Here is a 26,999-nt window from a genome sequence, read left to right as displayed (position 1 = left end):
TGTACTGCCGGTGCCCGGCAGATCGCAGGCAAGCCAGCTCCCACGCCTTCGGCAGAAGCGGGATTCATGCAGCGCCGGTTTTTGATTCTGGCCGAAGGCCGTGGGAGCTGACTTGTCTGCGATGCGGTGGCACGGCTTGCATTTCATCTGCCAGACACTCCGCGTCGCAGCCTCTCGGCGTCTCGTCAGCGCCTACGGGATGGATGCGCTATAGAGCTCCGTCAGCCATCAGACTACAATCGCCTTCCCGCGCTTCATGACCGATTGTTTCCGCATGCCGACCTGCTCCGTACACCCGCTCCCCTATCGCCCCGACCCTGCCGGTTACTTCTCGGTCATTCGCCATGCGCCCGGCGCGGTGCTGCTGGACAGCGGCAGGCCCGAGGCGGATCGCGGGCGGTTTGATCTGCTCAGCGCCTGGCCGATAGAGCAGTTTCTGCCGCACGCGGGTGAACCGGGCCTGGCGTTTCTTCAGCGATTGCGCGACGGCCTGCAGCGCCTGGGCGAAGCAAACCTGCCAGACGAATGCGCCCTGCCCTTTGCCGGCGGCTTGATGGGGTATCTGGCGTATGATTTTGGCCGGCTGCTTGAGCCACTGCCGGCGCAGGCCGTGGACGATCTGCACCTGCCCGCCGCACGATTGGGCCTGTATGCCTGGGCGCTGATCAGCGATCACCAGACGCAAACCAGCCAGTTGGTGTTCCACCCCTCGCTGGCCCAGGACGAATGTCGCCGGTTAATCAGCCTGTTCGCGCGGCCGCCGTCAGACGATCTGCAGCCCTTCAGCCTCGACACCGACTTCAAGCCCGACCTCGACTTCGCCCAATACCGCCAGTCGTTTGAGCGCATTCAAGCGTACATCCATGCCGGCGACTGCTATCAGGTCAACCTCACGCAACGCTTTCGCGCCGGCTACACTGGCGATCCATGGACCGCTTATTGCGCCCTGCGACGGGCCTGTCCGACGCCGTTCGCGGGTTATCTGTCGCTGGCCGAGGGCGACGCGATTCTGAGCCTGTCCCCCGAGCGCTTCGTGAAAGTCAGCCAGCGACAGGTGGAAACCCGGCCGATCAAGGGCACCCGTCCACGGGGCAAAACCCCTGCTGAAGACGCCGCGTATGCCCACGAACTGCTGGCCAGCGAAAAGGATCGCGCGGAAAACCTGATGATCGTCGACCTGCTGCGCAACGACCTGGGCCGCACCTGCCGCACGGGCTCGGTCAAGGTGCCGGAGCTGTTTGCCCTGGAAAGCTACCCGAACGTGCACCACCTGGTGAGCAGCGTCACCGGGGAGCTGGCCGCCGGCAAAGACGCCCTGGACCTGCTGGGCAGCAGCTTCCCGGGGGGGTCGATCACCGGCGCGCCGAAGATTCGGGCGATGCAGATTATCGACGAACTGGAGCCCACCCGCCGCGCGCTGTATTGCGGGTCGTTGATGTACCTGGACGTGCGCGGCGAGATGGACAGTTCCATCACCATCCGCAGCCTGCTGGCCAGAGACGGGCAGATCTCGTGCTGGGGTGGCGGCGGGATCGTCGCGGATTCCGATGGCGACGCCGAGTATCAGGAGACGTTTACCAAGGTGCGGGTGTTGTTGGAGACGTTGGAGGGGTTGTGATCCGGCCCCCACTGTAGGAGCGCGCTTGCCCGCGATTGCAACGTTTCGAACGACCGAGATGCGTCGGCTGCACAACCGATATCGCGGGCAAGCGCGCTCCTACAACGGCGGTTCAGCCTTACACACTCAACACCCGATTCGACGCCTTGATGAACTCAAGCTTCAGCCCTTCAAACGTCTGCACCGCCGGAAACTGCGGGAATTCGCGGATCACGTTGTCCGGCGCATGGAACAGGATGCCGGCGTCCGCCTCGCCTAGCATGGTGGTGTCGTTGTACGAATCCCCCGCCGCAATGACCCGGTAGTACAGACTTTTGAACGCCAGCACCGATTGCCGCTTGGGGTCTTTCTGGCGCAAATGGTAGCCGGCGACCCGACCGGTCTCGTCGGTGATCAGGCGGTGACACAGCAGCGTCGGAAAGCCCAACTGCCGCATCAGCGGTTGGGAAAACTCGTAGAACGTGTCCGACAGAATCACCACCTGAAACCGCTCGCGCAGCCAATCGACGAATTCGATCGCGCCGTCCAAAGGCGTCAAGGTGCTGATCACCGCCTGAATGTCCGCCAGCTTGAGGCCGTGCTCATCGAGAATCCGCAGGCGTTGCTGCATCAGCACGTCGTAATCGGCGATGTCCCGGGTGGTGGCCCGCAACGCCTCAATGCCGGTTTTTTCCGCGAACGCGATCCATATTTCCGGGACCAGCACCCCTTCCAGGTCCAGACAGGCGATTTCCACAGCACACTCCTTGATAAGACCGACGAAGCGGCACTCTACCCACAGGCCCAGGCCCTGCGCAAACACAGGTTATGGGCCAGCAAGCGCAGGATTTTGTTACCATCACCGCCATGACGAGCGCTTAAGCGCCACTTAATCCGTAGGAAACCGCCTGATGAGCCATCCCTTCGACGTCGCCGACACCGCGGCCAGTTACGCCAACAAGTCCGCCCAGGACATTCTCAAACTTGCCTTCCAGCACTTCGGTGACGAGCTGTGGATTTCCTTCAGCGGCGCCGAAGATGTCGTGCTGGTGGACATGGCCTGGAAACTCAACAAGAACGTCAAGGTGTTCAGCCTGGACACCGGCCGACTGCACCCGGAAACCTACCGTTTCATCGAGCAGGTGCGCGAACAGTACAAGATCGAGATCGAGATCGTGTCGCCCGACCAGCGCGCGCTGGAGCCCTTCGTCAAGGAAAAGGGCCTGTTCAGTTTTTACCGGGACGGGCATGGCGAGTGCTGCGGCATCCGCAAGATTGAACCCCTGCGGCGCAAGCTCAGCGGTGCGGTCGCCTGGGCCACCGGGCAGCGTCGGGACCAGAGCCCGAGCACCCGCAACAACGTGGCGGTGGTGGAAATCGACGGCGCCTTCTCCACGCCCAAGCGCCCGCTGTACAAATTCAACCCTCTGGCGCAGATGACCAGCGCCGAGGTGTGGAACTACATCCGCATGCTGGAGCTGCCGTTCAACCCCTTGCACGAGCGCGGCTTCATCAGCATCGGCTGCGAACCCTGCACCCGCCCTGTTCTGCCCAACCAGCATGAGCGCGAAGGCCGCTGGTGGTGGGAAGAAGCGACGCAGAAAGAATGCGGGTTGCATGCGGGGAATTTGATCGGGAAAGCGTAAAACTGTAGGAGCGCGCTTGCCCGCGATTGGGATCTGTCGTCAACATCAACGTTGACTGACACACCGCAATCGCGGGCAAGCGCGCTCCTACAGGGTACGCAACCGATCAATGCTCCGGCAATTGAACCCCGGCAAACAGGTCTTCCAGTTCCTGCCGGTTGTGGCACTGGATTGCCTTGGCCATGACGTCGCGGGTGAGGTGCGGGGCGAATTTCTCGATGAAATCGCACATGAACCCGCGCAAAAAGGTGCCGCGGCGGAAGCCGATCTTGGTCACGCTGGCTTCGAACAGTTCGCTGGCATCCAGCACCACCAGGTCGCTGTCCAGTTTCGGGTCCACCGCCATCTTGGCGACGATGCCCACGCCCAGGCCCAGGCGCACGTAGGTTTTGATGACGTCGGCGTCGGCCGCGGTGAATACCACTTTCGGCGTCAGGCCGCGATGGCTGAACGCCTCATCCAGCTTGGAACGGCCGGTGAAACCGAAGACGTAAGTGACGATGGGGTATTCCGAGAGGATTTCCAGGGTCAGCTTCGGGACCTTGGTCAGCGGGTGACCCTGCGGCACAACCACGCAGCGATTCCATGTGTAGCACGGCATCATCACCAGATCACCGAACAGCTCCAGCGCCTCGGTGGCAATGGCGAAATCCACGGTGCCGTCGGCGGCCATTTCAGCGATCTGCATCGGTGAACCCTGATGCATGTGCAGCGCGACGTCCGGGTATTGCTTGATGAAATTGCTGATGACCGGCGGCAACGCGTAGCGCGCCTGGGTGTGGGTGGTGGCGATGGACAGCGTGCCCTTTTTCTCGTTGGAGAATTCCTGGGCGATCTGTTTGATGCTCTCGACCTTGCGCAGGATCTCGCCGGCCGTGGTGATGATCCGCTCCCCGGCGGGCGTGACCCGGGTCAGGTGCTTGCCGCTGCGGGCGAAGACTTCGACGCCCAATTCGTCTTCCAGCAAGCGGATCTGCTTGCTGATGCCAGGCTGCGAGGTGTACAGGCTCTGTGCGGTGGCCGAAACGTTGAGGTCGTGGTGCGCCACTTCCCAGATGTAGCGCAATTGCTGAAGCTTCATATGTATCCCTCAAAGCCGGAAGACGCCACGGGCATCACGACGGTATATAACTGGATTAATGGTCAAACGTGCGGAGCTAGAACTTTTTATCACTTTTGGCCGGCAATGGCACGCTGGATTTCGTCTTTGCGCGTGTTTAGCGTCCGGAACGGTTCTGGATCATCGGCACCATGTACACCGGCACGTCGGAAAGCTGCAGCACCCGGGCTGCCGTGCGGCCGATCGGCGTGTCCCCCTGGGCACCGTGACTGTGGCTGCCGACCACCACCAGATCCACCGCCAGTTTTTGCGCCTGATCCAGAATCACGTTGGACGGATCGCCCTGCACCACCCGCACGGTGCGGATCAGTTCGAGGTCCTTGTGGCCCTCCCCCAGTTCTTCGCGAAAACCATCGAGGACCCGCGACTCGATGCCTTCGATGACGTTGTTGACCCCCTCGCTGTGCAGCGCCTTGAGCACATCCTCCCCCAGATAGCTCTGCAGGACCGATTCGGCGAACAGGCCCATCGGTTCCACCACATGGATCACGTAGAGTTCGGCGTTGAACGTCCGGGCCAGTGCCAACGCGTGCTGCAGGACGTAGGGCGAATACAGACCGAGGTCCGTGGCGTAGAGCATCGAACGAATCATTTAACCTCCGGACAGCCAGGAATGGCGATACAGACACTGGACAGCCACCGGCCAGCACAGCCATTTGCTCAGATATGAATTCCAGCTTAGCAGCGCCGCGGCGAACCGACCGACCCGATGCGCCCGAAAGGACTAAAGACTCAGGGTTTTAGTTCGTTGCTGATGCCGTGGGGCACATGCCCGGTGGCGACCACGTCCCGGGCTTTCTCGCAGTGACCGGGCTGGTCGTCGAAAAACACGTCCGCAGCAAAGGCTTCCAGAAACGCTGATTTTTCCAGCCCGCCCAGAAACAGTGACTCATCCAGACGGATGTCCCACTCGCGCAGCGTCCGGATCACGCGCTCATGAGCCGGCGCCGAACGGGCGGTGACCAGCGCGGTGCGGATCGGGCAGGTTTCCTCGGGGAACTCGCGCTGCAACAGGTTAAGGGCCTCCAGGAACGGCTTGAACGGCCCGCCACTCAACGGACGGCGCGCCGCTTCCCGTTCGCTGGCCTGAAACGCTTCCAGGCCACCGCTCTGATAGACCCGCTCCGATTCGTCGGAAAACAGCACCGCGTCGCCGTCGAAGGCGATGCGCAATTCGGCGCTGGCAGCGCGTCGAACCCCGCCGGAAAGAATCGTTGCCGCCGCAAAACCGGCGTCCAGCGCGCTGCGCACATCTTCGGGGTGGGTCGACAGAAACAGATGACTGCCGAACGCGGCCAGGTAGGGGAACGGGCTGCGCCCGCCGACAAACGCGGCGCGGGAGATGTCCAGCCCGTAGTGCTGGATTGAATTGAACACCCGCAAGCCGGTGTCGGCGCTGTTGCGCGACACCAGCACCACCTCGACCCGCGCCTGGCTGAGGCTGGTGTTGAGGTTCAACAGTTTCTGCACCAGCTGGAAGGCGTCGCCCTGCTCCAGCACTTCGTCTTCGTGATCGATCTGGTATTGGCGGTAGGCCGCGACGCCCTCGGCCATGTAGACCTGATGGCTGGCATCCAGATCGAACAGCGCCCGGGAAGAGATCGCCAGGACCAGTTTGTTGCTGCCTGCTTTGGTTACCAGTGCGTTGGTCATGGGGTCCTCTTTATTCCATTCAATACAACTGTTGGAGCGAGGCTTGCCCGCGAAGGATTTTGCGTCGACACACAGGTGTGGACTTTATCAGACGCTTCGCGGGCAAGCCTCGCTCCAACAAGGTCGCGAACCGCTTTACCTATTCCGGCGATCCATGAACGACAGCGCATGGTGCAGCGCGCGGATCTTGGGCATGTCGTACCCGGCGCCCAGTGCGGCGGCCAGGGGTTTGGCGTAGATGGCGTCCAGCTCCAGGGGGCGTTTGTCGGTGAAGTCGTGGTGCATGCTGGGCAGGTAATCCGGCATCTGCCGGGTGACGTTGAACAAGCGCTCGGCATAGCCGGCCGGCAGGTCAAAGCCGCAGGCGGCCGCGCCTTCCACCACTTCGTTCATCACCTCGTGGATCAGCTCGGCGCTGTCGGCGTCCGCCATCAATCCGCTGGTGCCTACGCCGAGCAGCACGGAAAGGCCGTTGTAGGGGATGTTCCACACCAGCTTCTGCCAGCGCGCCTGCTCCAGGTTCTCCATGGCCGTGGCTTCGATGCCTGCCGCCCGGAACAGATCGGCGCCGTGCTCGAGGATCGACTGGCGCAAGGTATTTCCGTAGCCCGGACCGCTGTGATAGCCGAGGTTGATGGAGCCGAACGCTTCATGGGCAATCTGCCCTGGCCCCGTGCGGTGCACGCAGATGAAACACAGGCCGCCCAACAGGTGCAGCGAGTCAGGCAATAAAGGACGCAGCGCCTCTTCGACCTCCAGCCCGTTCTGCAACAGCAACACCTTGGCGTTCGGCGCCGCGGCCTGGGCGATGGCCGGGGCCAGCTCGGCATTGCTGGTGGTCTTGGCGCCCACCAGCAGCCATTCGCACGGCGGCATGTCTTCGGCCGAGGAATAGGCCTGCACGTTGTCGAGGGTCAGCAGGCCATGGACCTTGCTGTCCACCCGCAGCCCGTGTTGCGAGACCGCGCTGAATTCACTGCGCAGCAGAAAGTGTACGTCGTAGCCGGCGCGCGCCAGCATCAGGCCATAAAAGCCGCCGATGGCACCGGTGCCGATAATGCCGATGCGCGGTTTGGAGGTTTCTTTGGTCATGAGTGTCCCATTTAAAACAGTCGTCGGTCAGGGCAATTCGTCAGGGGCAAGGCTGAGCGCCCGGTCCAGCCCCTGGCGCATGTTGTCCACCAGTAAAGTGCTGCGCAGCGGGCCGAAAAACTCACCGTCGCGGATGACGAACAGCGCTGGCAGGTGAAACACACCATAGCGCTGCACCGCCCCGCCATTTTCCTCGGCATCGATCCAGCAGAGTCGACTGATCGGCAAATCAAGCTGCGGCAGATGGTCGCGCGCCCAGCGGCAACTGCTGCAGCCCAGGCTGGTGAAAATCAGCAGTGACGTGCCGCCTAGCGACAACAATTGCTGGTCCACGTCGAAATCGGTCAAGTGCAGCTGGTCCACGCCGTCGCTCCCATTGGTCAGCTGCACACTATAAGCCTGGCGCGCGGACAGGTTTACACAATTCCGCCGGACCAGAACGTCCCGGGCCAGCCCTTTTCGGCGCAGCACGTCGCCCGGCGCCCCGCTGACGGGACGAAAGCACGGTTTGCCCATTGTCCAAAGGCAGGTGAACGCGCTAAGGTTCCGCTCCCCCGCTGCGCTCAATCATGCTCGGCTCCGCCGCACGGGGACGATGGCGGCCAGCATCCGTGACCTGATGAGTAACACGATGGCTGATTTACCGATTGACGACCTCAACGTAGCTTCCAACGAGACTCTGATCACACCGGATCAGCTCAAGCGCGAAATCCCCCTGACCGCTGCTGCCCAGCAGACCGTGAGCCAGGGCCGCGAAGTGATCCGCAACATTCTCGACGGCAAGGATCACCGCCTGTTCATCGTGATCGGGCCGTGCTCGATCCATGACCTCAAGGCCGCCCACGAATATGCTGACCGCCTCAAGGCGCTGGCCGAAGAAGTGTCCGACACCCTGTACCTGGTGATGCGCGTCTATTTCGAAAAACCGCGCACCACGGTCGGATGGAAAGGCCTGATCAACGACCCGTACCTGGATGACTCTTTCAAGATTCAGGACGGCCTGCACATCGGTCGGCAGCTGCTGCTGGAACTGGCTGAAAAAGGCCTGCCCACCGCCACCGAGGCGCTGGACCCGATTTCGCCGCAGTACCTGCAAGACCTGATCAGCTGGTCGGCCATTGGCGCGCGCACCACCGAATCCCAGACCCACCGGGAAATGGCCTCGGGCCTGTCCTCGGCCGTGGGCTTCAAGAACGGCACCGACGGCGGTCTGACCGTGGCGATCAACGCCCTGCAGTCAGTCTCCAGCCCTCACCGTTTCCTGGGCATCAACCAGGAAGGCGGCGTGTCCATCGTCACCACCAAAGGCAATGCCTACGGTCACGTGGTGCTGCGCGGTGGCAACGGCAAGCCCAACTATGATTCGGTCAGCGTCGCTCTGTGCGAACAGGCGCTGAACAAGGCGAACATCAAGCCCAACATCATGGTCGATGCCAGCCACGCCAACTCCAACAAGGACCCGGCCCTGCAGCCACTGGTGATGGAGAACGTGGCCAACCAGATTCTGGAAGGCAACGAGTCGATCATCGGCCTGATGGTCGAAAGTCACCTGAACTGGGGCGCGCAGTCGATTCCCAAGGATCTGGCGGATCTGCAATACGGTGTGTCCATCACCGATGCCTGCATCGATTGGGAAAGCACCGAGAAAACCCTGCGCAGCATGCACGCCAAGCTCAAGGGCGTACTGCCCAACCGCAAGCGCTGATCGGGCTTTACCTTGCGCATTCCCGGAATGCGCAAACAACAACGCCGAGCAGATGCTCGGCGTTTTTCATGGCGCGGATTAAACGTTGAAGCGGTTCAGATTGGTTTCGGCCTGCCGTTGGTTGCGTTCCATATAGCGCTCGACATAGGAGCACGATGGGATGACGGTATAGCCGGAGCTCTCGGCATAATCGAGGGCCACTTTAGTCAATGCCGCCGCGATGCCGCGCCCGCGAAGTTCGTTCGGCACGAACGTGCGGTAGATATCCAGCGTTTCCTTGCCCAGGTCCATGTACGTCAGGTAGGCACGGTGACCGTCTATGCTGATTTCAAACTGGTGACCGGTCTTGTCGTGGTGAATTGACAACGCCTCGCTCATCACTGCTCCTCGCGGGTCTTGGATTTTGACCCCTACCTTACCGATGTTTCCCCGGCGAAGGAACCTCTTCAAGCGCGGTGAAATCGGCGACGCCCGGCCGCAGGACTTAAAAACAGGGCCCCGTGTGCGCCTGTCATGCCTGGTTGCTGCCGCTCGCCAGTTTCCACACTGCCTGCTACGCCACCTTGTGCCCGATGTGAAGGCAGAGAACAGCATTGCTGTTCCCCTACAAATGAACACCAGCAAAGAGTAGGCGTCATTACCGAATATGCTCAAGTGAATCATCGGTAAATGCACTGCCGAACATCCGACTGTGTTAACAGTGGAACCTCACAACACTGGCCAATGTCCATAGAAACGCTCAGGCAGTCTGCAACGCCTCTGTCTGAATAAAGAGAAATATGCACGATATACAGCCAGGGTGCGTGGGCGCATACATGCGACTCACTTCTCAATGTGCAGGTGATTGAAGTAACGATGACAGGCAGACCCGTGAGTGGTCGCCTAATATCAATGGACTGGAAGCGCCGGACAGGTCTGACAGTGCAGGGTTTTTTCGTACAAAAAACGTGAGAAGTTGAACGGAACACTTTCAAAGCAAAGAATTTTGTTCGCTTCTTGCGCTTCGTCCGTTTACTTACTACAAACAATGGGTAGTATGTACGCCGGTCATTTTCTCACTTCCGAGAGATGACTAATTTGATAGAAGTCCTTTAAGGGGAACACGATGAACAACGTTCTGAAATTCTCTGCTCTGGCTCTGGCCGCAGTTCTGGCCACCGGTTGCAGCAGCGCATCCAAAGAAACAGAAGCTCGTTTGACTGCAACTGAAGACGCAGCAGCTCGTTCGCAAGCTCGTGCTGACGAAGCGTACCGCAAGGCTGATGAAGCCATGGCTGCCGCTCAAAAAGCTCAGCAAACTGCTGACGAAGCCAACGAACGCGCTCTGCGTATGTTGGACAAGGCAAGCCGCAAGTAATAGTCCTTCGGGATTATTGATAAGCCGATCCGGTTTCGGATCGGCTTTTTTGTTGCCGGCTGACGCCCACGCCGCGTTGTCCAGGCCACAAAAAAACCCGTTCGCCGAGCCCTCTTGCAGAGCCCCGCGAACGGGTATCAGCCGCAGTGATTACTGCAGAACGACCGGCGCTGCAGGCACCACGGGCACTGTTGAAGGCTCGGCAATCTCTACCGGCATGCCGTCTTCGGCCGCGACCACATCCCGCACTTCATCCCAATTGATCCGCACGTTATTGGCCAGGTCCTGGCGCTTGAGCAAGGCGTTGATCACCGCCGTGTGCTTGTCGACCACCGACGGATTGCCGCTTTCATCCAGTGGCGTGTGCGCTTCGAGATAAACCTTGCCGCCACTGACGCCAAACTTGTACGGCTCGCTCATGATGCGCACGGTCGTGCCCACCGGCACCATGTCGGCCATTTCCAGCACGTTGTTGTTGTACATGCGGAAGCAGCCGTGGCTGGTGCGCATGCCGATGCCGAACTTCTTGTTTGAGCCGTGGATCAGGTAACCGGGCAACCCCAGACCGAATTTGAACGGCCCCAGCGGGTTGTCGGGACCGGCCGGCACCACGTTGGGCAGGATATCGCCGTCGGCGGCATGTTCAGCCTTGACCGAGGCCGGCGGGGTCCAGGTCGGGTTGGGCGTCTTGGCCGTCACCTTGGTGGTGGAGATCGGTGACCCCCAGCCCTCACGGCCGATGCCCAGCGGGAAGGTGTACACCACGTCCCGGCCCTTGGGGTAATAGTACAAACGGTATTCGGCGAGGTTGATCACGATGCCTTCCCGGGGACCCGGCGGCAGAATGAAGCGGGTCGGCAAAACGATCTGCTTGCCCGCGCCCGGCAACCAGGCATCGACGCCGGGGTTGGCGGCGATCATTTCCAGATAACCGAGATCGTACTGGGTGCCCAGGTCGGCAAACGTGTCTTCGTACTTGGCGGTGACGGTCTGGACCTGACCGATGATGTCTTCGCCGGGCGGCGGCAATGGAAACTCCAGGGCAGAAACAGGGCCAGCCGCACACAGTGCAGCGAGCGACAGACAGCGGGCAACGGCTGGAATGCGCGACAACATCCGGAGAATCCTTGGGTGAACGGGGCGGGATGAAAAAACGCGATTGTACACTGCAGACAAGCTTGTGTAGGAGCGAACTTGTTCGCGAAGGCTTGGCTACAAACGCAGAGGAATGCATTGGAGGTACGGACCTCTTCGCGAACGAGTTCGCTCCTACGGAGGCTTCAAGTGCATTCGCGTGTTTTCAAGCGTCCTCAAGCTCCGGCCAGATCGGCGCCCAGCCCCGGCGCTGGGCGTCGATGATCGCGCGGCACAGCGGGCACAGGCGTTCGTCCTGATAAATCGACTGCTCAACCACCGACCAACGCGGCTGCGCCGGCAGCAGCGAACCGCACAGCGTACGGTCCGCCGAGCCTGCCAGTTCCAGCTGCCGCGCGACCAGGTGCACCCGTATTTCCTGGCACGCGAACAGGTCGAGCTGTTCGTCAGGCTCGATCAATTGATAGGCAAAAAGGGACCAGGCAGGACGGCGCGGCATGTGGGGCTCCAGAGCGGGGGCGCCACATTAGCCGAAAGCCTGCCGGCGGAAAAGCCTTGCAGCCCTTTAAAGCAAAGGTTTTAGGGTCGGCCAGACGTTTTCCAGCAATCGGCCCTGGGCGTTGGCCGCCGGATGCAAACCATCGGCCTGGGTGAACTCCGGCACCCCACCCACCCCTTCGAGCATGAACGGCACCAGCGCGACCTTTTTGTCGGTCGCCAGATTGCTGTAGACCTCTTTGAACGCGGTGGTGTAACGCGCGCCGTAATTGGGCGGAATCTGCATCCCGAGCAGCAGGACTTTGGCCCCGGCGGCGCGGGAACTGTCGATCATCGCTGAAAGGTTCTGTTGCAATTGCGCCGGCGGCTGGCCGCGCAGGCCGTCATTGCCGCCCAACTCCAATACCACAAGGTCCGGCTTATGCTCTGCAAGCAGCGCCGGCAGCCGCGCCTGGCCACCGGCACTGGTGTCGCCGCTGACCGACGCATTGACCACTTTGTCCTTGTAACCTTCCTTCGCCAGCCGCTGCTCCAGCAGGCTGACCCAGCCCAAGCGGGTATCCAGGCCGAAAGCCGCGCTGATACTATCGCCAACGATCAGCACCGTGCCCGCCATCGCGCCTTGAGACACCAGCAGCAAACCCAGGCCAGCACTTAAAAACCACGCACGCATCGGATTCTCCATGAGCGAAAGTATTCTCAGTGCGCAAGGCCTCAGCAAAGTGGTCCCCAGCACCGAAGGTGACCTGACCATCCTGCACGAACTCTCCCTGGAACTAAACAGGGGCGACACGCTGGCCATCGTCGGCGCGTCGGGTTCCGGCAAATCCACCCTGCTGGGCCTGCTCGCGGGCCTGGACCTGCCCAGCGCCGGCGCCGTCACCCTGGCCGGTCGCAACCTCAGCGACCTGGACGAAGACCAGCGCGCCCGCATTCGCGCCGAACACGTGGGCTTTGTGTTTCAGTCGTTCCAGCTGCTGGACAGCCTGAACGCGCTGGAAAACGTGATGCTGCCCATGGAGCTGGAAGGCCGAAAAGATGCCCGGGAACAGGCCCGCAACCTGCTCGAACGCGTCGGACTGGGGCAACGCCTGACCCACACCCCGCGTCAGCTCTCCGGTGGTGAACAACAGCGGGTCGCCATCGCCCGCGCCTTCGCCGCCGACCCCAGCGTGCTGTTCGCCGATGAACCCACCGGCAACCTCGACAGCCACACCGGCGAGCGCATCAGCGACCTGTTATTCGAACTGAACAAGGAACGCAACACCACCCTGGTGCTGGTCACCCACGACGAGCGCCTGGCCCACCGCTGCCAGCGCCTGATTCGTCTTGAAGGGGGCCGACTGGTCGCCCCTCTGGAGCCTTGATGGCCCGTCTGCCGTTTTCACGTCTGCTCAGTCTCGCCAGCCGCCAGTTGATGCGCGATGCCCGCGCCGGTGAGCTGCGGGTGCTGTTCTTCGCCCTGGTGGTGGCGGTGGCGGCCAGTACCGCCATCGGCTATTTCGGTGCGCGACTCAACAGCGCCATGACCCTACGCGCCACCGAGTTTCTCGGCGCCGACCTGGTGCTGGGCGGTTCAAGCCCCGCTTCTGCCGAGCAGATCAGCGCGGGCACCGACCTCAAGCTGGATCACTCACAGACCGTGGTGTTTTCCAGCGTCGTAGCCACCGACGCCGGCATCCAGCTGGCCAGCGTCAAAGCGGTGGACGCGGCCTATCCGCTGCGCGGCGAACTGAAAAGCGCGCCGGCCCCCTATGAAACCGAAACCGCTGGCGGTGAGCCGCAGCCCGGTGAAGCCTGGGCCGAAGCGCGGGTGCTGGTGGCGCTGAACATCAAGGTCGGCGACAGCATCGACGTCGGCTCGAAAACCCTGAAGCTGAGCCGCGTGCTGACCTACGAACCGGACCGCGCGGGTAACTTCTATAGCCTGACGCCACGGGTGATGATCAACCTCGCCGACCTCAAGGCCACCAATGTAGTGCAGCCGGGCAGCCGGGTCAGCTACCGCGAAATGTGGCGCGGCACGCCGGAAGCGCTGGCCGCGTATCGCAAGGCCATCGAACCGGGCCTGGCCCCGAACCAGAAAATCGACGACGCCCGCGACGGCAACCAACAGATCGGCGGCGCGCTGGGCAAGGCCGAGCGTTACCTGAATATGGCCAGTCTGGTGGCGGTGTTGCTGGCCGGTGTGGCCGTGGCGCTGTCGGCGGCGCGCTTTGCCGTGCGCCGGTTCGACGCCAGTGCCCTGTTGCGCTGCCTGGGTTTGTCGCGTAACGAGGCCCTGGTGTTGTTCAGTCTGCAATTGGCGATGCTCGGTGTGGTGGCCAGCCTGACGGGCGCCTTCATCGGCTGGCTGGCGCAATTGGGTCTGTTCTATCTGCTGGGCAATCTGCTGCCGGCTGCCGTACCGCCCGGCGGTCTGCTGCCGGCGCTGGCGGGGATCGGCACCGGGCTGGTGGCACTGGCCGGTTTTGCGTTGCCACCGCTGGCGGCGCTGGGTCGGGTTCCGCCGCTGCGGGTCTTGCGCCGGGACATGCTGCCAACCCCGGCCAGCACTTGGTTGGTGTACGGCGCGGCCCTGTTGGCGCTGGGCCTGATCATGTGGCGCCTGAGCCTGGACCTGGTGCTGACCTTCGCCCTGCTGGGCGGCGGGCTGATTGCTGCCCTTGTGTTGGGCGGCGTGTTGCTGCTGACCCTGAAAAGCCTGCGTCGTCTGCTGGCCAATGCCTCGCTGCCCTGGCGTCTGGGCCTGGGTCAGCTGCTGCGTCATCCGCTGGCAGCGGCCGGGCAATCCCTGGCGTTCGGTCTGATCCTGTTGTCCATGGGCTTGATCGCGTTGCTGCGCGGCGAATTGCTGGACACCTGGCAAAACCAGTTGCCCAAAGACGCCCCCAATTACTTCGCGCTGAACATCCTGCCCAACGACCGCGACCACTTCGCCGAACGCATCGGTGAGCTGTCGACCCACAGCGCGCCGTTGTACCCGATGATTCCGGGGCGCCTGATGAGCATCAACGGGGAGCCGGTGAGCAAGTTCGTCACCAAGGACTCACGGGGCGAAAACGCCACGCAACGGGACCTGAACCTGACCTGGGCCGCCGCGCTGCCGGAAGGCAACACCATCACTGCGGGCCAGTGGTGGAGCAGCGATCAGCCGCCGCCCGCGGACACCGTGCCGGGTGTGTCGGTGGAAACCCAGCTGGCCAAGAGCCTGAACATGAAACTGGGCGACACCCTGAGTTTCGTGATCGGCGGCCTGATCCGCGAGGTGAAGGTCACCAGTTTGCGGGACATCAACTGGGACACCTTCCAGCCGAACTTCTTCATGATCTTCCAGCCAGGCACGCTCAAGGATGTGCCCGCCACCTACCTCACCAGCTTTTACCTGGCGCCGGGCAACGACAAGCAGATCGTCGAGCTGTCGCGGACCTTCCCGGCGGTGACCATCCTGCAGGTCGAGGCATTGCTGGAGCAGTTGCGCAGCATCCTTGATCAGGTGACGCTGGCGGTGCAGTACGTGCTGCTGTTTGTGCTGGCGGCGGGCATGGCGGTGTTGTTTTCCGGCTTGCAGGCGACGCTGGATGAACGCATCCGTCAGGGCGCCCTGCTCCGGGCGTTGGGCGCCAGCCGGGCGTTGCTGACCAAGGCGCGGCGCATCGAGTTCGGCCTGCTGGGCGCGGTGAGCGGCGTGCTGGCGGCGCTGGGCTGCGAACTGGTGAGCTTCGCCCTGTACCGCTACGCCTTCAACCTGCAATGGCACCCCCACGTGTGGCTGTTGTTGCTGCCGCTGATCGGCGCGTTGCTGGTGGGCGGTGCAGGCGTGTTCGGCACCCGCCGGGCACTCAATGCCAGTCCGCTGACGGTGTTGCGCGAGGGGTAATTGCGTTTTGTTGGAGCGGGGCCTGGCGTCAGCGCGGAGATTACTGGGCGCATCCGATCCCTGTAGGAGCTGACGACCCCGAGGGAGGCTGCGATCGCGGTGTGTCAGGCAAACCGCAATCGCAGCCTCCCTCGGGGTCGTCAGCTCCTACAGGACCCCGTTCGCCGATCATCTATGCCTTCGGATACCGGATCTCATTGATCCACCACAACGCCTCACCCGTAGGGATCTGCACGACGAATTCATCGCCGACTTCTTTCTTAAGCAGCGCCCGGGCCATGGGCGAGTCGATCGAAATATAGTCCATGCGCCCGTAGATTTCGTCGTAACCCACCACCCGAAAGGTTTTGAGCTCGCCGGCCTCGTTTTCGATCTCGACCCAGGCGCCGAAGTAGACCCTGCCCTCCTGCTCCGGCGCGTAATCGACCACGCGCATGTCCTCCAGGCGCTTGCGCAGGTAACGCACCCGGCGATCGATTTCCCTGAGCAATTTCTTGTTGTACTGGTAATCGGCGTTTTCACTGCGATCACCCAGCGACGCTGCCCAGGCGACCTTCTGCGTGATCTCCGGCCGGTACACGCGCCACAGGTGGTCAAGCTCCTGTTTCAACGCCGCATGCCCTTCGCGGGTGATGATTTTGGTGTTCACGTCAATCCGTCTCCGTACCCTGGCTGTCGGCTGTTTTCCTGCCGCGTAGCGTACCCCATCGCGCGCCCAAGGTCGGGGCGCTGTGGATTTCATCTTTGCTGGGCGCCCGGGGGCAGCGTGGCGTCCGGCAAAACTGCTACTTTATGGACCACGGCGTCTGCCGTCCTCCACGGCCTGTCCACCTCACATATCAAGGAACGTGATGTTCGAATTCATCTATCTGGCGATACTCATCGGCATCGGCGGCACGGCGTTGCTGGACCTCTGGGCTCTGTTGCTCAAAGCCACCCTCGGCCTGCCGACCCCGCCCTGGCACCTGGTCGGGCGCTGGTTTGCCGGTTTGCCGAAGGGACATTTCGTGCGGCGCGAAGGCATCCCCAACGTGCCACCGGTAGACAACGAGCTGACCATCGGCTGGATCATGCATTACGTGGTCGGGATCTGCTTCGCCGCCGCCGTGCTGATCATCTGGGGCGTGCAATGGGCGCACAACCCGACCTTCCTGCCGGCGCTGGTGGTGGGACTGGTCACGGTGGCGGCCGGCTGGTTTATTTTGCAGCCCGGCATGGGCGTCGGCGTGGCCTGCAGCAAAGCGCCCAACCCCCCGGTGGCGCGGTTGCAGAACGTCATTGGCCACGTGGTATTCGCCATCGGCATGTACGCGATGGCGCTGTTGGTGGGCTGAAACGACCCGATAAAGTTGAACCTCTGCCGTGGGCAGGGGCTCTGACAACCTCATCCGGATGAATTGATTCGGGTCATCCCCTCATGATTATTCCCAGGAGAATCCCATGACCCAGACAGCATTAGTCGTTGGCGCCAGCGGTATCGTCGGCAGCGCCACCACCCAACTCCTCCTCGACAACGGCTGGCAGGTCGCCGCGCTGTCCCGCAGTCCGTCAACGGTGCCCGGTGTCATCCCGGTGGCCGCCGACCTGCAGGACCCGGCATCGCTGACCGAAGCGTTGCGTGACCTGAAACCTACCCACGTGTTTCTGACAACCTGGTCGCGGCAAGCCACCGAAGCCGAGAACATCCGCGTCAACGCGGCCATGGTGCGCAACGTCCTTGACGCCCTGCGCGCAGCCGGCAGCGTCAAGCATGTGGCCCTGGTCACCGGCCTGAAACACTACCTCGGCCCGTTCGAGTCCTACGGCAAAGGCGCGTTGCCGCAGACGCCGTTCCGTGAATCCCAAGGGCGCCTGGACATCGAGAACTTCTATTACGCCCAGGAAGATGAAGTGTATGCCGCCGCTGACAAGGACGGCTTCACCTGGAGCGTGCATCGCCCGCACACCATCACCGGCGTCGCGGTGGGCAACGCGATGAACATGGCGACCACCCTCGCCGTCTACGCGTCGATCTGCAAGGCCACGGGCCGTCCGTTTGTGTTCCCCGGCTCCCGGGTGCAGTGGGACAGCCTCACCGACATGACCGATGCGCGCCAATTGGCCGAGCAGCAGTTGTGGGCCGCGACCACCCCGGCGGCCGCCAACCAGGCGTTCAACGTCACCAACGGCGATGTGTTCCGTTGGAGCTGGATGTGGGGGCAAATCGCTGAGTACTTCGACCTGGAGGCGGCGCCGTATCCCGCGCAGGTTTCGCCGCTGGAAACCCAGATGGCCAACGATCAGGCCGTGTGGGACACCCTCGTCGCCGAGCACGGTTTGAAGGAGTCGGACATCAGCCGTCTGGTGTCCGCCTGGCACACCGACGCGGACCTGGGTCGCCCGATCGAAGTGGTGACCGACATGTCGAAAAGCCGCGCCATGGGTTTCACCGGTTTCAAGGCCAGCGACCAGGCGTTTTTCGACGTGTTCGAAACGCTGCGCAAGGAACGGTTGATTCCGTAAAGGTGAGCATGCCCACGCGCTGCGTGGGCATGCAGCCTGTGACCTACCCCCTCAACGCCGCCTGAATCATTTCCCCCAGGGCCTCAGGCCCATACGGTTTGCTCAAGAGTAACGTCGTGCTGCCCAGTTCATGGGTGCGGGACAAGACGTCACGGGTGTGGCCCGAAGTAAACAGCACCGGCACTTGCGGTGACTGCTGCCGGGCCCAGATCGCCAGGTCCGAGCTTTTGATCAGCCCCGGCATGACCACATCGGTGAAAATCAGGTCGATCATCGCGCCACTGCGCAGAATGGCCATGGCGTCATCGCCGTGCGCCGCCACCAGCGTGTTGTAGCCGGCCTGCTGCAACAACTCCACCGAGGTCGCGCGCACCGCGTCGTCGTCTTCCACCACCAGAATGGTTTCGTGGCCACCGGCAAAGGCGATGGCGTGGTTTGGCGCCTGCAGCACCTCCGGTTTCAGGCTGCGCGGGAAATACAGGCGCACCTGGGTGCCGCTGCCCACCGCGCTGCTGATCTCGATGTGGCCCCCGGTCTGCTTGACGAAGCCAAACACCATGCTCAACCCCAGGCCGGTGCCGTGGCCGTCGGGCTTGGTGGTGAAGAACGGTTCGAAAGCCCGCGCCAGAACCTCCGGTGCCATGCCGCTGCCGGCGTCGGCCACGTTGAGCAGCACGTATTCACCGGGGCTGAGTTCCTTGCCGGCGCACGCGTCCTGATCGAGCGTTACGTTTTGCGCGCTGACGGTGATGGTGCCCTCGCCTTTCATGGCGTCCCGGGCGTTGATTGCCAGGTTCAGCAAGGCGTTTTCCAACTGGTTGCGGTCCACGTGAATCCGCCAGCCGTCTTCCGGCAGCTGAATGTCCACGTGGATGGTTTCCCCCAGCGCGCGCTGCAGCAGTTCGCCCAACCCCTCGTAGATGCGCCGCAGGCTGTAAACCGCTGGCGAAAGCGCTTGCCGCCGGGCAAATGAGAGCAGTTGCGACGACAGCTTCGCACCCCGCTCCACCGCAGCCGTGGCGGCGTTGACGCGCTTCTGCACCCGGGGATTGTCCGCCTCCTGACGCGCCAGCAGGTACAAGTTGCCGGCGATTACTTGCAGCAGGTTGTTGAAGTCGTGGGCGACGCCGCCGGTGAGGCCGCCGATGGCTTCAAGTTTCTGGGATTGCCGCAGCTTTTCTTCAACCGCCGAACGGGCGCGCACTTCGGCGACCACCCGCTGTTCGAGGGTGCGGGTCAGCTGCAGCAGGGATTCCTCGGCCATCTTGCGCTCGTGGATATCGATCAGCACGCCGGGAAAGCGCAGCGGCTGGCCCTGGGCATCGAATTCGCAACGGCCGCTGGCCAGGATCCACAGGTAATGACCCTCCGGGCGCAGCAGGCGGTACTCCGCGTTGTACGCCCCGCCATGCTCCACGGTGTGAGCGACACGGCGGGCCACCCGTTCGCGGTCGTCGGGGTGAATCTGTTGCATCGCCGATTCCAGGTCCAGCGCCTCGACCGCCCTATCCGGCGGATAGCCGAACAGCCGGGCGAAACGCTCATCGCCGGACAGCCGATTATTCTGGATGTCCCAGACGAACGACCCCACCAGCGCGCCGGCATTGAGCGCCAGTTGCAGCCGCTCGTTGGTCGCCCGAAACGCTTTTTCGGCCTCGACCCGCAGGCGCTCGGACATCACGTGCGCGGTGGTCTCGACCACTATCGCCATGACCCCGACCGGTCTGCCATCGTCGCCGGGCACCGGGCTGTAATACAGGTCCAGCCACACGTCCTCGGGCATACCGTTGCGCAGCAGCACCAGCTCTTTGTCGCGGAAAGACAGCGTGCCCCCCGCCAAGCAGGTGTCGACCACCTGGCGGTTAAAGTCGGCGACTTCCGGCCAGCCCAGTTCCACCGGCGTGCCGAGCAGATACGGGTGACGTCCCCCGGCGACCACCGAGTACGCGTCGTTGTAGATCATGTAGCCCTGCCGGCCCCACAGCATCACCAACGGCACCGGCGAGGCGAGCAACAATTGCACTGCCGAGCACAGGCTGCCCGACCAGCTGTCGATCGGGCCCAGGTCCGTCACGGACCAGTTGAACGCACGAATGCGTCCGGCCATTTCTCCGCCCCAACCGGGACATCCATGATCATCAGTCAAAAAAGGCATGGTTTGCTCTATTCCCACCACGGCCGCTCCGGGCCGACTGTTGATCGTTGTGCTTACCGCTTCGAGCCGTGGGAATCCGAAAAGATTCAACGTTCTCTCGCGCAACCTGCCCGAGCGTGGCACTGACGGCCGTAGCTCAGAGCGCAGCGACCAGACGTCCGACCTCGGCGATCACCGCGCTGCGCTGATCCTCGCTGCCGCCGCCTTCGGAGTAATAGGCGGTGACAATGATCGGGGCACGCTGCGGGGGCCAGATGACCGCGATGTCGTTGCTCGCGTTGCGGGCGCCGGAACCGGTCTTGTCCCCGACGCGCCAGTCCTTCGGCAGACCGGCGCGCAGCTTTTTGTCGCCGGTGGTATTGGCCACGAGCCAGGCGATGAGTTGTTCACGGGACGGCTCGGACAGTGCCTTGCCCAGCACCAGGTTGTTGAGGGTGTACAGCATGCTGACGGGTGTGGTGGTGTCACGCAGGTCGCCGGCCTTGTTTTCATTGAGCTGCGGTTCACGCCGATCCAGCCGCGTGACCAGATCGTCGAGGGTGCGGATCCAGGCCGTGAGCCCCGCCGGCCCGCCGAAACTGTCCAGCAGCAGATTGGCGGCGGTGTTGTCGCTGAGGGTGATGGCCGCTTCACACAATTGGGCCAGGGTCATGCCGTCCTTTCCCGCGTGGGCCTCGGTGGCCGGCGAATAAGGCACCAACTGGTCTTTGCCGTAGGTGATGCGCCGCGACAGGCTGTCCTGGCGCGCGTCCACCCGCGCCAGGACAAACGCGGCGGCCAGGCATTTGAAGGTGCTGCACATCGCAAAGCGTTGATCGCCACGATGAGAAATCAACTGGCCGCTGCCGGTGTCGAGGATCGCCACGCCCAGTCGCCCGCCCCATTGCCCCTCCAGCGCAGCCAGACCGGCTTGCACCGATGCCGTGGCATCGGCGGCCATCAGCCGGAGGCTGACCAGCCCCGGCCCGGCGAGTAGGGAGGCGGTCAACAGGCGTCGGCGGGAGATCAACATAAACGTCCTTGTGCACAGGAAAGGTCAGCGGCAGCCAACCGTGGGAGGCGTCGCCCATCATCCCGTCACACTGCCGGGTGTTCAACCCTCACGCACGCTTCACGGCCGATGGCGGTCCTTGTGGAAGATCGACGCCGTGCGCACCCAGGCGATAAACCCCAGGCTGACCGCCTGCTCTTCAATCCGGTGCGCCTGCGGCCGTTCGCACGACAGCGGACACATGCATTGCGGCGCCAGCCACGATTCTTCGTGCTCGGTGTGCTGGAACGGTGCGGGTGTTTCTTCATTGACCACGGGCCATTGGCTCATCACAACCTCCTGCACTTGCATGGATGTTACAGATAGCACTAACAGCTCTGAAGCCGGGCGCTTCGGGCTGGCTGAGCAGGCGCACCGCCGTCAGGGAGTCCCCGGCCTTCACGACCAGTGTGTCCACTTCTTCGCGGAATACCAGAGCCACCAGACGACGTGCACTCAGGACAGGTAGGTGCGGATCACCGGTCGCTCATGGCCTGAGCCTTAAGCCGCCGGGCCGCCTGCTGCCAATTGCCAGTCATCAGGCTGGTGGGCGAAAACCCTTCCAGTGTCCAGCGCGAACGCAAGGCCGCCGGGCGCCGAACCATGGCTTCGACGGTGACTTGCCAGAGCCGTTCGGCGCCTTGAAACGCGGCGATGTCCGGGCTGTCCAGGATGACCTCGACGCGGCCGATCACCTGCAGCACGTCGCCAGACGCAAAATCGATGAACAGCAGCCCGGCCCTGGGATTGAGCAGGAAGTTGCCCAGGGTGTTGAAAAACAGGTTGCCGGCGAAATCCGGGATCGTCAGCACATCGCCCTCCACCCGCACAAAACCGGCCTGACCGCCCCGGTGAGACACGTCCACCTGCCGGCGCTCCGGGTCATCGTCGACGTCCACGAAACTGGCGACAAAAAACGTATCGGCCGCGCGGATCGTGGCCACGGCGGCGTCGTCCAGTGCGCTGAGGCGTTGGGGGCGGGGCCTGTCCTGGGCTGCGGGACGCGGCGATTGCTTGAGCTGGCGCAGCTGAATGTACTGCGGGCAATTGCCGAAGGCCTGCTCCACCAGCACGGAAAAGCCGCCGGCGTCGAGTTGCTCGATCCGCCCGTTGACCCGGTTGCGGCGCCGGGTGTGCAGGTCGATCCCGAGCATGCCGAGCGCGGCGCCCGGCCTGATGCCTTGGCTGAGGGGGTCATCGACGTTGGGCAGACGGCTGACACTCAGCCGACGCGGATCGGGCGACCCGATGAAGCCGGCGCGGTCATCCAGCACGCTCGCCCACGGCCACCCTTGACCGTCCACCGCGCCGATCACGATGTAGGGCAATTGCCCGTAGAACGCGCGATGCTGATCGGGCAGGTAGTCGCGCACTACCTTTCGGCCCACCTGCTCCATGCGTTCGGCGACCCCGACCTGCGCCTGCAAGCGCTGCTCGCCGGCGTGCCAGAGGGATGGGGTTGCGGGTGTGGGGGTTGGGTTCATGGCGGCGTCTCCGGTCGGCATCGCTTTGGACTGCACAGGGGACACCATGTTGATCCACTGCCCGTTTGAACAGAATCACCAGGGAAAGCAATCCACTGTTGCAGGTTTTGCAAGCTGCGGGCGCCGGGCGTTGATTCTGGCCGCAGGCCGTGGGAGTGGACCTGTCCGCGAAGACCGATGTTCAGGCGCTGAATGCTGTCGACTGTACGGACCTCTTCGCGGACAGGTCCGCTCCCACATGACTGCCCGTTCACGCCACTGCCGATGTACGAAACATCCCCACCCAACGTAGTCTGGGCACTTCGCCCTCACGATTCAGGTATGCCCATGCAGCTGGAATGGCTCGAAGACTTCATTGAACTGGCGCGGGTGCGCAGTTTGTCGCGGGCGGCGGAGAATCGTTGTGTGACCCACCCGGCGTTCGGGCGGCGGATCCGGGCGTTGGAAGACTGGGCCGGGATCGCCCTGATCGAGCGCAAGCAGCCGTTGTCGCTCACCCCCGGCGGGCTGCTGTTTCTGGACGCGGCCACCCAGTCGCTGGAGTTGCTCAACACCGCCCGGGCACAATTTCAGGGCACGGGCCGAAACCCTGAAACGCCCGTGCGCATTGCCACCGGACGCACGCTGGCCAGCGACTTTTTCCCCGACTGGTACGAAACCCTCACGCAACAATTCGGCGTGTTCCCGGTGTCGCTGGTCACCAGCGGCGCTCAGGAGGCGATCAGCCGGCTGTCGGCGGGCGAAGTGGATCTGCTGTTGATCTTTGCCAGCCCGCAAACCCAGATCCTGATCGATGCCGAGCGATTCGATTCCATGGTCTTGACCACCGAAGCGCTGCTGCCGGTCAGCGTGCCACTGGCTGACGGCACACCCAAGTTTGAGATCCCCGCCGATGGCCAGGGCCCGGTCATCCCGTGGCTGGCGCTGTCGCCCTCACTTACCCTGCGCGGCGCCCTCGCCCGCCATCTGGCGCGGCTGCCGCAGCACCTGGCGCTGCGCATGATCTACGAAGCCGACTCCTACGACGCCATCCTCGAAATGGCCAAGCGCGGCAACGGGCTGGCCTGGCTGCCGCGCATGGCGGTGAAGAAGGCCCTGGAGTCTGGCGAACTGGTGGTTGCCGGCGGCCCGCAGTACCAGTTCAGTTTCGACGTGTCGCTGCACCGGCTGCACGCGAACCACGGCGAACAGGTCATGACTATCTGGAAAGGCCTGCAAAACACTGCACCAATGCTGGGCGCGACCTAGAAAATCCCCACTGGGTCTCAGCCCGCAAGGCAACAGGCCAGCGCTCCGTGCCGAAGCGGCTCAATCATGTGCCGAAACAGCAATTGTCCTGCGTGCCCCCGCTGATTCAAGGTAATCCCCAGGCCGACTGATGTGCGGTGTTCAAGTCTTTGTTCAAGCACCGGACTCAGCGAGCTGCCTTCACCATAAAAACAACGCAATCGATCCGCATGGCCTCCACGCCCTGCGCCGTTCGGTTCAACCGTGAACACACGCCCGGGGCCACGCCTATGACCGCATCATCCGCTTTGCACGCCACCGCCACCGCCCGCAAACGAGGGCCGTGGAAGGAGATCGTCGCTGCCAGCATCGGCAACGCTCTGGAGTTCTACGACTTGCTGATCTACGGCTATTTTGCCGTGGTGATCGGCAAGCTCTTTTTCCCTTCGGATAACGAAACCACCTCGTTGCTGTTGAGCGTGGCGTCCTTCGGTATTTCGTTCCTGATGCGGCCGCTGGGCGCCATCGTGCTCGGTTCCTACGCCGACCGCGCCGGACGCAAGGCGTCGCTGACGCTGTCGATCCTGATCATGATGATCGGCACCGCGATGATCACCTTCACGCCGTCCTACGCGCAGATCGGAATCGCCGCACCGCTGTTGATCGTCGTGGCGCGCATGCTCCAGGGCTTTTCCACCGGCGGTGAATTCGGCGCCGCCACGGCGTTCATGGTCGAACACGCCGACGCCAGCCGCCGCGGTTTTTTCGCCAGCTGGCAGCTGTCCACCCAGGGCCTGGCCACGGTGCTGGCCGCCGGCGTCAGCGCCCTGCTCAGCTACGTCCTCACCGATGTGCAGCTCAGCGACTGGGGCTGGCGCGTGGCGTTCGGCGTCGGCCTGTTGATCGGGCCGGTGGGTTTCTACATCCGCAGCCAGATCGACGAGACACCGGACTTCCAGAAAAACGTCGCCGACAAGCCCGAGAAAACCCCGCTGCGCGACGTGCTGGTCAAGGGCCGCGTCAGCCTGCTGCTGGCCATCGGCGTGGTTGCTGGCGCCACTGCGTTCAACTACGTGCACAAGTTGTACATGCCCACTTACGCGCTCAAGCAACTGCACATCGCCGCGACCTCGTCCTACCTGGGTGCGCTGGTGACCGGGCTGACGTTGATGATCATGGCCCCCGTGTTCGGCACCCTGTCGGACAAGCATGGGCGCTTTCAGGTGTTGACGATTGCGCTGCTGATCACCGGTTTGTCCTCGTACCCGCTGTTCCTGCTGCTCAATCAGTTCCCCAGTGTCACCACGCTGTTGATGGTGCAGGCGTTGGTGGGGATCTTGATTGCCGCCTGCCTGGGGCCGATCCCGGCGATGCTGGCCGACGTATTCCCCACCGCCATTCGCGGCACCGGCCTGGCGCTGAGTTACAACTTTTCGGTGACCCTGTTCGGCGGTTTCGCACCCCTGATCGTCACCTGGATGATCGATGCCACGGGCAACAAGATGGCCCCCAGTTTCTACGTCATCGGCACCGCGTTGATCAGCGTCATCGCGGTGATCAGCCTGGGTCGGCGGATGCGCAACGCGCCGGCTGAAACGGCTTGAACCCCGATTGACCCGACCCTTATCACGGGCCGCCGCCACCCAGTGCAGCGGCCCATGCCACGACCTTGTCCTGCCGGAGAACACCATGAACACCCTCGAAGACCTGCGAGCGTCCCTCAAGCCGTACCCCATCGAAGTCCAGTTTCCCGATATCAGCCAGTGGCGACAAAGCAACACAGGCGTGGAATACGTTCACACCTTCGACAGCGGCGTGGCGGGTCCCCATGTGATGATCATGGCCCTGACCCACGGCAACGAAGTCAGCGGCGCGATCACGGTGGACACGTTTTTGCGCAAGGGGCTCAGGCCTCGCCGCGGAAAGCTGAGCCTGGGGTTTGGCAACGTCGAGGCGTACCAGCATTTCAATCCGCAGGACATCGACGCGACCCGCTATCTGGACGAAGACATGAACCGGGTTTGGGTCGAAAGCCGCCTGGACGGCGCCGAAGACACTCGGGAACTGCGCCGTGCCCGTGAGTTGCGGCCGCTGATCGACACCGTCGACCTGCTGCTTGACATCCACTCGATGCATGAAGAAGCCGCCCCGGTCATGATGAGCGGCGCCTGTCAAAAAGGCCTGCGCCTGGCGGCTGAACTGGGCATGCCGGAGCACGTGATCGTCGATGCCGGTCACAAGAATGGGCGTCGTCTGCGGGATTTCCAGGGCTTTGGCGACGAATCCAGCCCGAGGAATGCGCTGTTGATTGAAACAGGTCAGCACGTTTCAGCCCGCAGCGAAGCGGTGGCGCTGGACACGGCGGCCCGGTTTCTGGTCATGACGGGGGCCGTGGATGAGGCCGACGTGGCGGCGTTCATGCAGCTGCTGACACCGGGGCGTCAGCGCTTTCTGGAAGTGACCGAGCCGATCATCGCCAGGACCATGGATTTCCGTTTCAGCGAAGACTTCAAGGGCCTGGAATTGATCGAAAAAGCCGGCACTGTGATTGCCACCGATGGCGATCAGGAGATTGTTACGCCGTACGACAACTGCGTGCTGGTGCAACCCTCGCTGCGGCACCTGGGCGCGGGCGTGACCGTGGTGCGGCTGGCCAAAGTGATCGAGCCGTTTTGATCGTGCCGAGCTGGAGGCGTGACCTGAACCGCCTCAAACATGGGCGGTTCATGCTGCAAGCGTTACTGACATCCGGCGCTGTGACAGCCGGTCACGCGGTCCCCTGTAGGAGCTGACGAGCCCGTGCGAGGCTGCGATGCGGTGGATCAGACACCCTCGCGATTTGGACCGTGTGTATATCCGTTATCGATGGTGTGGCGGATTACGGTTCCGCTCTTACAGCGGGTCACTTTTTTCAAGAGCCAAAAAAGTAACCAAAAAGGCCCGCTCCCGTGTCCGGCC

The 26,999-nt window shown here is 62.9% G+C and carries 26 protein-coding genes; 11 read left to right on the top strand and 15 right to left on the bottom strand.

The window, feature by feature from the left end:
• Window positions 1-274: 274 nt before the first annotated feature.
• Window positions 275-1,618, top strand: coding sequence for an aminodeoxychorismate synthase component I (pabB, locus tag ABQX22_RS13315; RefSeq protein WP_349800205.1), 1,344 nt, complete (start codon window positions 275-277; stop codon window positions 1,616-1,618).
• Window positions 1,619-1,736: 118 nt separating this feature from the next.
• On the opposite strand, the gene thrH is transcribed toward pabB, so the two are convergent.
• Window positions 1,737-2,354 (bottom strand): bifunctional phosphoserine phosphatase/homoserine phosphotransferase ThrH, encoded by a 618-nt coding sequence (gene thrH, locus ABQX22_RS13310; RefSeq protein WP_349800203.1) that lies wholly within the window; start codon window positions 2,352-2,354, stop codon window positions 1,737-1,739.
• Window positions 2,355-2,508: 154 nt separating this feature from the next.
• On the opposite strand from thrH, the gene ABQX22_RS13305 reads away from it, so the two are divergent.
• Window positions 2,509-3,243, top strand: a complete 735-nt coding sequence (locus tag ABQX22_RS13305) for a phosphoadenylyl-sulfate reductase (protein WP_349800201.1) — start codon at window positions 2,509-2,511, stop codon at window positions 3,241-3,243.
• 106 nt (window positions 3,244-3,349) lie between these two features.
• On the opposite strand, the gene cysB is transcribed toward ABQX22_RS13305, so the two are convergent.
• The 5 genes from cysB to ABQX22_RS13280 form a co-directional block, all read right to left on the bottom strand.
• A complete protein-coding gene (gene cysB, locus ABQX22_RS13300; RefSeq protein ID WP_349800199.1) occupies window positions 3,350-4,324 on the bottom strand; it encodes an HTH-type transcriptional regulator CysB in 975 nt (324 codons plus the stop codon).
• A gap of 136 nt (window positions 4,325-4,460) precedes the next feature.
• On the bottom strand, window positions 4,461-4,955 hold the full coding sequence (locus tag ABQX22_RS13295) for a universal stress protein (protein WP_349800197.1): 495 nt from the start codon (window positions 4,953-4,955) through the stop codon (window positions 4,461-4,463).
• 140 nt (window positions 4,956-5,095) lie between these two features.
• Complete coding sequence (locus tag ABQX22_RS13290) at window positions 5,096-6,016, bottom strand: 5'-nucleotidase (RefSeq protein WP_349800195.1); 921 nt, start codon at window positions 6,014-6,016, stop codon at window positions 5,096-5,098.
• A gap of 135 nt (window positions 6,017-6,151) precedes the next feature.
• Window positions 6,152-7,108, bottom strand: a complete 957-nt coding sequence (locus ABQX22_RS13285; protein ID WP_349800193.1) for a putative 2-dehydropantoate 2-reductase — start codon at window positions 7,106-7,108, stop codon at window positions 6,152-6,154.
• 27 nt (window positions 7,109-7,135) lie between these two features.
• Window positions 7,136-7,498, bottom strand: a complete 363-nt coding sequence (locus ABQX22_RS13280) for a thioredoxin family protein (RefSeq protein WP_349800191.1) — start codon at window positions 7,496-7,498, stop codon at window positions 7,136-7,138.
• A gap of 241 nt (window positions 7,499-7,739) precedes the next feature.
• Here ABQX22_RS13280 and ABQX22_RS13275 point away from each other — a divergent pair, with 241 nt between their 5' ends.
• Entirely contained in the window at window positions 7,740-8,813 is a 1,074-nt protein-coding gene (locus tag ABQX22_RS13275; RefSeq protein ID WP_349800189.1) for a 3-deoxy-7-phosphoheptulonate synthase, read from the top strand.
• Between the two features lie 78 nt (window positions 8,814-8,891).
• Here ABQX22_RS13275 and ABQX22_RS13270 read toward each other — a convergent pair whose 3' ends face one another.
• Entirely contained in the window at window positions 8,892-9,191 is a 300-nt protein-coding gene (locus ABQX22_RS13270) for a GNAT family N-acetyltransferase (protein ID WP_349800187.1), read from the bottom strand.
• A 727-nt stretch (window positions 9,192-9,918) separates the two neighbouring features.
• Between ABQX22_RS13270 and ABQX22_RS13265 the strand changes: the two genes are divergently transcribed.
• Entirely contained in the window at window positions 9,919-10,170 is a 252-nt protein-coding gene (locus ABQX22_RS13265; protein WP_065988522.1) for an Lpp/OprI family alanine-zipper lipoprotein, read from the top strand.
• A 150-nt stretch (window positions 10,171-10,320) separates the two neighbouring features.
• Here the strand turns inward: ABQX22_RS13265 and ABQX22_RS13260 are convergent, their stop codons facing one another.
• The 3 genes from ABQX22_RS13260 to ABQX22_RS13250 all read right to left on the bottom strand — a co-directional run bounded on the left by ABQX22_RS13260 (window position 10,321) and on the right by ABQX22_RS13250 (window position 12,481).
• The gene (locus ABQX22_RS13260) at window positions 10,321-11,286 is read right to left on the bottom strand and encodes a L,D-transpeptidase family protein (RefSeq protein ID WP_349800185.1); all 966 of its coding nucleotides are present in this window, start codon (window positions 11,284-11,286) and stop codon (window positions 10,321-10,323) included.
• Between the two features lie 184 nt (window positions 11,287-11,470).
• Window positions 11,471-11,764 (bottom strand): hypothetical protein, encoded by a 294-nt coding sequence (locus ABQX22_RS13255; protein ID WP_349800183.1) that lies wholly within the window; start codon window positions 11,762-11,764, stop codon window positions 11,471-11,473.
• A gap of 66 nt (window positions 11,765-11,830) precedes the next feature.
• On the bottom strand, window positions 11,831-12,481 hold the full coding sequence (locus tag ABQX22_RS13250) for an arylesterase (protein ID WP_441005287.1): 651 nt from the start codon (window positions 12,479-12,481) through the stop codon (window positions 11,831-11,833).
• On the opposite strand from ABQX22_RS13250, the gene ABQX22_RS13245 reads away from it, so the two are divergent.
• Window positions 12,447-13,130, top strand: coding sequence for an ABC transporter ATP-binding protein (locus ABQX22_RS13245; protein ID WP_349800179.1), 684 nt, complete (start codon window positions 12,447-12,449; stop codon window positions 13,128-13,130). The two genes, ABQX22_RS13250 and ABQX22_RS13245, sit on opposite strands and share 35 nt — an antisense overlap.
• Window positions 13,130-15,643: an ABC transporter permease gene (locus ABQX22_RS13240; RefSeq protein ID WP_349800178.1), complete on the top strand. Its 2,514-nt coding sequence runs from the start codon at window positions 13,130-13,132 to the stop codon at window positions 15,641-15,643. Before ABQX22_RS13245 ends, ABQX22_RS13240 begins: the two co-directional genes overlap by 1 nt.
• Before the next feature lie 172 nt (window positions 15,644-15,815).
• Here the strand turns inward: ABQX22_RS13240 and greB are convergent, their stop codons facing one another.
• Entirely contained in the window at window positions 15,816-16,292 is a 477-nt protein-coding gene (gene greB, locus ABQX22_RS13235; RefSeq protein ID WP_349800176.1) for a transcription elongation factor GreB, read from the bottom strand.
• A 202-nt stretch (window positions 16,293-16,494) separates the two neighbouring features.
• Here greB and ABQX22_RS13230 point away from each other — a divergent pair, with 202 nt between their 5' ends.
• Both ABQX22_RS13230 and ABQX22_RS13225 read left to right on the top strand, forming a co-directional pair.
• Window positions 16,495-16,977: a DUF2938 family protein gene (locus ABQX22_RS13230; RefSeq protein ID WP_349800174.1), complete on the top strand. Its 483-nt coding sequence runs from the start codon at window positions 16,495-16,497 to the stop codon at window positions 16,975-16,977.
• A 106-nt stretch (window positions 16,978-17,083) separates the two neighbouring features.
• Window positions 17,084-18,145, top strand: a complete 1,062-nt coding sequence (locus tag ABQX22_RS13225; protein WP_349800172.1) for an SDR family oxidoreductase — start codon at window positions 17,084-17,086, stop codon at window positions 18,143-18,145.
• 43 nt (window positions 18,146-18,188) lie between these two features.
• Here the strand turns inward: ABQX22_RS13225 and ABQX22_RS13220 are convergent, their stop codons facing one another.
• The 4 genes from ABQX22_RS13220 to ABQX22_RS13205 all read right to left on the bottom strand — a co-directional run bounded on the left by ABQX22_RS13220 (window position 18,189) and on the right by ABQX22_RS13205 (window position 22,814).
• The gene (locus ABQX22_RS13220) at window positions 18,189-20,300 is read right to left on the bottom strand and encodes a hybrid sensor histidine kinase/response regulator (protein ID WP_349800170.1); all 2,112 of its coding nucleotides are present in this window, start codon (window positions 20,298-20,300) and stop codon (window positions 18,189-18,191) included.
• Between the two features lie 136 nt (window positions 20,301-20,436).
• Window positions 20,437-21,312 (bottom strand): class A beta-lactamase, encoded by an 876-nt coding sequence (bla, locus tag ABQX22_RS13215; RefSeq protein WP_349800168.1) that lies wholly within the window; start codon window positions 21,310-21,312, stop codon window positions 20,437-20,439.
• A 99-nt stretch (window positions 21,313-21,411) separates the two neighbouring features.
• Window positions 21,412-21,621, bottom strand: a complete 210-nt coding sequence (locus ABQX22_RS13210) for a hypothetical protein (RefSeq protein ID WP_349800166.1) — start codon at window positions 21,619-21,621, stop codon at window positions 21,412-21,414.
• Window positions 21,622-21,806: 185 nt separating this feature from the next.
• Window positions 21,807-22,814 (bottom strand): pyridoxamine 5'-phosphate oxidase family protein, encoded by a 1,008-nt coding sequence (locus ABQX22_RS13205; RefSeq protein ID WP_349800164.1) that lies wholly within the window; start codon window positions 22,812-22,814, stop codon window positions 21,807-21,809.
• Window positions 22,815-23,135: 321 nt separating this feature from the next.
• Here ABQX22_RS13205 and ABQX22_RS13200 point away from each other — a divergent pair, with 321 nt between their 5' ends.
• The 3 genes from ABQX22_RS13200 (at window position 23,136) to ABQX22_RS13190 (ending at window position 26,717) form a co-directional block, all read left to right on the top strand.
• Entirely contained in the window at window positions 23,136-24,062 is a 927-nt protein-coding gene (locus ABQX22_RS13200) for a LysR family transcriptional regulator (RefSeq protein WP_349800163.1), read from the top strand.
• A 269-nt stretch (window positions 24,063-24,331) separates the two neighbouring features.
• On the top strand, window positions 24,332-25,645 hold the full coding sequence (locus tag ABQX22_RS13195) for an MFS transporter (protein ID WP_349800161.1): 1,314 nt from the start codon (window positions 24,332-24,334) through the stop codon (window positions 25,643-25,645).
• 85 nt (window positions 25,646-25,730) lie between these two features.
• Entirely contained in the window at window positions 25,731-26,717 is a 987-nt protein-coding gene (locus tag ABQX22_RS13190; protein WP_349800159.1) for a succinylglutamate desuccinylase/aspartoacylase domain-containing protein, read from the top strand.
• Window positions 26,718-26,999 lie beyond the last annotated feature (282 nt).

The organism is Xanthomonas sp. WHRI 1810A (genome assembly GCF_040202885.1).
Lineage (GTDB): Bacteria > Pseudomonadota > Gammaproteobacteria > Pseudomonadales > Pseudomonadaceae > Aquipseudomonas.
Note: the sequence above shows the minus strand (reverse complement) of the source record. Positions and strands in the feature narration are given on the sequence as shown.